Here is a 5091-nt window from a genome sequence, read left to right on the forward strand (position 1 = left end):
AAAAAGGTTCGACAATGCTTCCTGACATTCTGATCAAAAAGTCAACGACCAAGAATGGCAAAACGGTTCGTCACCTACGCTGGTGGGTCTCGATGATTATGGCCATGGCCCTGGCCGCCGGGACCTGGAACCCCACCGGACACCATTTCATTCACTACATCAGCCAAGGCAATCCTCTGGAGGGATTCCGTCCCTTTTTCATCCTCGTGATGATCGCCCTCTGGATCATGGCTTTCAAAGCGATCTATCAGAGTATCAAGTGGTACGGGGCCGCCATCGCCGCCGCCATCATCGCCGCCTTTGTCTACGGTCTCGCGACCAAAGGATGGCTCGATACCTCCGACTGGACGGTTCTCGGCTGGGTCATCACTATCGGGATGGGCCTGATCATCTGGCTGGGGCTCAACGCCTCCATTATCTGGAAGACCGCCACAGGGGTCTACACCACCGAATCCAACGACGTCGAAGACTAAACCTCCGATGCGCCGCCGCGATCTCGCCGCTCTCTTTATTCTCATTCCCCTGCTCATCGGGATTGTGCTCTACACCTTTTTCCCCGAGAGCTGGAGATGGGTCCTGGGATATATGCTGGCGGCTTCCCTCGCTTTCAAGGGTGCGATTCTCTCCTTTTACAGTGCTTCCAAACTCAAACTGCTGGCTTTTTTCAAGGGGTTGACCTTTCTGCAGGGATCGGTCCTCCTGCTCAAACGCTGGTTTCTGGACAATGTCTTCTCCCGCTGGCTGAGGCGCAATATCCTCACGCCCGTCTCCACAGCGCTGAAAGAGGCCAGGGAGTACTATCTGGGGCTGGGGTTCCGCGCCAGGCTCCGCAATCTGCTGCTGGCCCTCGTCGCCTCGATTCTCTCGGTCTGGCTCCTCTACAGCAGCGGCTACCTGAGCCACCTCTTTCTCTTTACCGAGCTCAAGGTGATCGTCATCAGCCTCTCCAAAACCCTGCTGCTGGTGCTGGGAAAAACCTTTGGAATCCTCTTCAACTCCTGGTTGACCCCGATTCTGGAGGTCTTCGCCTTCAGCTGGTTCTTCGCCTGGCTGGAGCGGACCTTGGGACCTGAGCATCCGATCAACCGTTTTCTCTCACGGATCGGATACTTCTTCGGCCGGATCTTCGCCGGGGTCATTCTCTTTGTACGGCGCTACATCGATCCCCTGCTCAATCGCCGTATCCGTCAGAAGAGCCGACAGCTGGCCCAGAGAGCCAGAGAATATATCCACGATAAAAAGATCGCCTATGAACTGGAGCAGTTCGACCGGCTGGAACGTATCCTGCTGCAGGGACATATCGACACCTATCACAGCTTCAAAGGGATGGAGAAGATCCGGGACAAGCGCCGACTCTATTCTCTGATTAACCGGAAAACCCGGGATGGGATCGACATCGTCGCCTTCGTCTCACGCAACGGTCGGGGTGAACTGCTCCCGGAGACGGTGGACGACAGTTTCTATCACGACGTCTTTCTCCTGGAGGGGCTGGCCAGCTCCCAGAAGCGCGGCGTCAAAAAGGAACTCGACGACCGGCCCGACTACAGCGATTTCTGGATCCTCAACACCTCGCTCTACCCTGCGACGCTCCGGTCCCATTCGGGGGTTGTCCCCCCGACCCCCATCGAACCCCAGTCGCTGCGCCACATCTCCTGCGATCGTCTGCCCGATTACTCTGACGGGGATCTCTATCTGGAGTACAACGGACGAACTGAAGCCTTTATTCCTGTAGAGCATTGATCTCCCTTTTATAATTGAGTGCTCTGAAAAACTGAAAAGATTCCTCATCGTCATCCTGAACTCGATTCAGGATGACGGTACAATGGGTATTTAAGGCCCTGGATTCCGGATCAAGTCCGGAATGACGAGCTTTTCCGGAGAACATATAATCGAAAATTTCACCTATTTTCCCCAAAGCCTTGCTTTTGGGAGACTTTGCAGCTATAATGGCTCTCGAAGAAAGATGAGGTTCGAGTTCATCTTCGTGTGTTACTGTGTTGCCGCGTTACCGTTGCTCCGCTAGCCCCTGAAGACTCCCCGAATTTTGATTCAACATTACATCAAAAAAGGTATTACTATGGCAGATTTGCATCAAGGAACCGTTAAATGGTTCAACGACGAAAAAGGTTACGGATTTATTCAGCAGGACAACGGCGGCAACGACGTGTTCGTTCACTTCCGTCAAGTCAACAACCCCACCGGCGGCCGTGTCTCTCTCTACGAGGGACAAAAGGTCACCTTCGAGATCGGTGAAGGCATGAAAGGCCCCCAGGCCGAAAACGTCACCGCTCTCTAATCACCTTTCAGCTCCGCCATCGCGGAGCTGACACTCTTTTTTTATCCCACACTTTTTATTTTTATCCACGATTTACTAGCGTTGTCTTTTCAATAACCATTCAGACATTGTTTCGCCACTCTGAGCCCGACTTGAGGACCTTCAGTATAAAGAAGATCAGATCTGGAAGAGTGAATATCCCTCAGGGCATTCAATATAATGGCTTTAACTCTGATCTTATCGGTGTACTGGAGTGGCAACGCGCTTGCAATTTTTATAAGAGGTTTGGGGGATAGAGCTTCGCCAGAATCTTGCGGTCTTGCTCAAAACGCCCTGCTTTTCGGATCAGGTCGGCATATTGTTGCTGAAGTCTGTCAGCATCAGTTCCCTGCCCCAGTATCCGCAGAGCAAAGACCGCATACTCTGCCGCGTAGGTCTGCCCTTCCGCCATTGCCTTCCGGGCAGCGCGCAGCGCCTCGTTAGGGTGACCCGCCAGAAGATAGTACCAGGCGGCGTTGGCATGGGTGCCGTCGCGGTCCAGATACCGGGCGTAATTCTCGCATTCGCTCTGCTTCTCTTTGACGGCCTTGCCGGCCACATAGTAGTCACAACGAATCATCTTTTTGTTGACGGCACAGCTTTGACACTCTGCCGTATCGGGTTTTTGCGCTGAGAGCGCCAACGGCAAAAGAAGGAGGAGAAATACGACGCTGCGCACCTCAGGAGCGAGACGGCAAAAAGAGCTTGAGAAAGTTTCCGATGCTCTCTTTCATCTCATTGCGGTTGACCACCATGTCGATGAGCCCATGTTCGAGGAGGAATTCTGCCCGCTGGAACCCCTCGGGCAGGTCGGCGCCGATGGTCTGCTTGATGACCCGCTGACCGGCGAAGCCGATTAGGGCGTTGGGCTCGGCCATGATGATATCACCCAGCATGGCAAAAGAGGCGCTCACGCCGCCCATGGTGGGGTCGGTCAGGACGGAGATAAAAGGCAGCCCCGCCTCGTGAAGGCGGTAGAGTGCCGCGGAGGTTTTGCTCATCTGCATCAGGCTGAAGGTACTCTCCTGCATCCGCGCCCCGCCGCTGGCGGAGACGATGACCACCCCGGCTTTGCGCTCGAGGGCCCGGTTGACGGCGCGAACGATCTTCTCCCCTTCGACCGACCCGAGGCTTCCTCCCATGAAAGCGAAATCGAAGACCACCAGTTCCGTCGGTTGGGATTGGATGGTACAGCTGCCGCTGATGACCGAAGAGGTTCGACCTTCGGTTTTGTTCTTGGCCTCTTCCAGGCGCTTTTTGTAGCTCTTTTTATCGACGAATTTCAGTGGATCCACCGGGACCAGGCCGGCATCCTTCTCCTCGAAACTCCCCTCGTCCGCCAGCAGGGCGATCCGCTCCTGCGCTCCGATGCGGAAATGGTGGGCACATTTGGGACAGACGTTGTGCTTGGCCTCGACCTCTTTGTAGTACATCAGCGAGAGGCATTTGGGACATTTGATCCAGTGACTGGGGGCGTCGCTGCTCTGCTGCTTGCGCATCCCCCGGAAGATATTGCCGAAGTTCATACGGGACTCCTTCTCGGCCGGAGAGAATTTGTTTGATTATATCCAATCCCTCCTTGGGGAAGGAAAAAAACTCAGGAAATAATCAGGAGGCTTTGGAGACCTGACACTTACTGCAGAGGCCGTAGAGGTTGAGCTGACGCTCCCGGAGGGCGAAGGAGGAGCTGTCGGCGACTTTGCGGGTATCATGAGCGAGATCCTCATCCAGTTGGCAGTCGACGACACTGCCGCACTCGGTACAGACCAGATGGAGATGTTCCTCTTTTTTCAGTTCGTATTTCGATTTCTTTCCGACGATGGGGACCTCTACCAGTACCCCCTCCTCGACCATCGTAATGATGTTCTTGTAGACGGTCGCCAGGGAAAGCGTGGGGTGAGACTCGCGAACTTTCTCATAGATCTCATCCACATTAGCGTGTCCCAATTCATCGATAGTCGAAAGGATGGTCATCCGTTGAAACGTCGCTTTAAGACCATGTTCTTTCAGCAATTGGGCATAGTTGTTCATCTCAGTCCTTGTTAAAGTTTGTGAAGTGCATGATCGAATATTTTATCCAATCCTCCTAAATACTCGATCCCGCACTTCAAGAGAGCCTGGGAGCTTAGAGCTCCTCGGCATGTTTGGCCAGATACTCGGCGACGCCTTCGGTATCGGCTTTCATCCCCTCTTCGCCTTTGTGCCAACCGGCGGGACAGACTTCGCCGTGCTCGTTGGTGAAAAGCATCGCATCGACCATGCGGATCATCTCATCGATGTTCCGGCCAAGCGGCAGGTCGTTGATGACGGCATGGCGGACGGTACCGTCCTTGTCGATGAGGAAGGATCCGCGCAGGGCGACGGCATCGTTGACCAGGACATCGTAGTCCCGGGCGATCTGCTTGGTAAGGTCGGCGACCAGGGGATAACCGACGCGGCCGATACCGCCCTTCTCTACAGGAGTCTCTCTCCAGGCGAAGTGGCTGTACTGGCTGTCGACGGAGCAGCCGATGACATTGATGCCGCGGTCATGGAACTCTTTGAGCCGATGATCGAAGGCGATCAGCTCGGAGGGGCAGACGAAGGTGAAGTCCAGAGGATAGAAGAAGAGGACGGCGCCCTTCTCTCCGATATTCTCATAGAGGTTGAAATCCTCGACGATGGTCCCGTCGGCCAGGACGGCGGGAGCGGTGAAATCAGGGGCTTTTTGGTAACGATCATATGATCTCCTTTTATTTAATATTTTTTATCAACAACAAAATTATACTGTTATTAGC

Annotated in this window: 7 protein-coding genes; 3 read left to right on the forward strand and 4 right to left on the reverse strand. The window is 54.3% G+C overall.

The features are described 5' to 3' along the window. The 3 genes from F8I07_RS05280 to F8I07_RS05290 form a co-directional block, all read left to right on the forward strand. The coding region (locus tag F8I07_RS05280; protein ID WP_292656671.1) for a DUF6524 family protein at positions 1–473 on the forward strand (473 nt) is incomplete at its 5' end. A gap of 7 nt (positions 474–480) precedes the next feature. Next, positions 481–1740, forward strand: coding sequence for a hypothetical protein (locus F8I07_RS05285; RefSeq protein WP_292656674.1), 1260 nt, complete (start codon positions 481–483; stop codon positions 1738–1740). Between the two features lie 337 nt (positions 1741–2077). Further along, entirely contained in the window at positions 2078–2296 is a 219-nt protein-coding gene (locus F8I07_RS05290) for a cold-shock protein (RefSeq protein WP_292656676.1), read from the forward strand. 253 nt (positions 2297–2549) lie between these two features. Here the strand turns inward: F8I07_RS05290 and F8I07_RS05295 are convergent, their stop codons facing one another. The 4 genes from F8I07_RS05295 to F8I07_RS05310 form a co-directional block, all read right to left on the reverse strand. Then, positions 2550–2993: a hypothetical protein gene (locus F8I07_RS05295; protein ID WP_292656679.1), complete on the reverse strand. Its 444-nt coding sequence runs from the start codon at positions 2991–2993 to the stop codon at positions 2550–2552. Between the two features lies 1 nt (position 2994). After that, positions 2995–3840 (reverse strand): acetyl-CoA carboxylase, carboxyltransferase subunit beta, encoded by an 846-nt coding sequence (accD, locus tag F8I07_RS05300; protein WP_292656682.1) that lies wholly within the window; start codon positions 3838–3840, stop codon positions 2995–2997. Between the two features lie 82 nt (positions 3841–3922). Continuing rightward, complete coding sequence (locus F8I07_RS05305) at positions 3923–4345, reverse strand: Fur family transcriptional regulator (RefSeq protein WP_292656684.1); 423 nt, start codon at positions 4343–4345, stop codon at positions 3923–3925. Positions 4346–4439: 94 nt separating this feature from the next. Continuing rightward, positions 4440–5057 carry a peroxiredoxin gene (locus F8I07_RS05310; protein WP_292656689.1) on the reverse strand — a complete coding sequence of 206 codons (618 nt, stop codon included), beginning with the start codon at positions 5055–5057 and terminating at the stop codon, positions 4440–4442. Positions 5058–5091: the final 34 nt, after the last annotated feature.

It is taken from the genome of Nitratifractor sp. (assembly GCF_015487065.1).
GTDB lineage: Bacteria > Campylobacterota > Campylobacteria > Campylobacterales > Sulfurovaceae > Nitratifractor.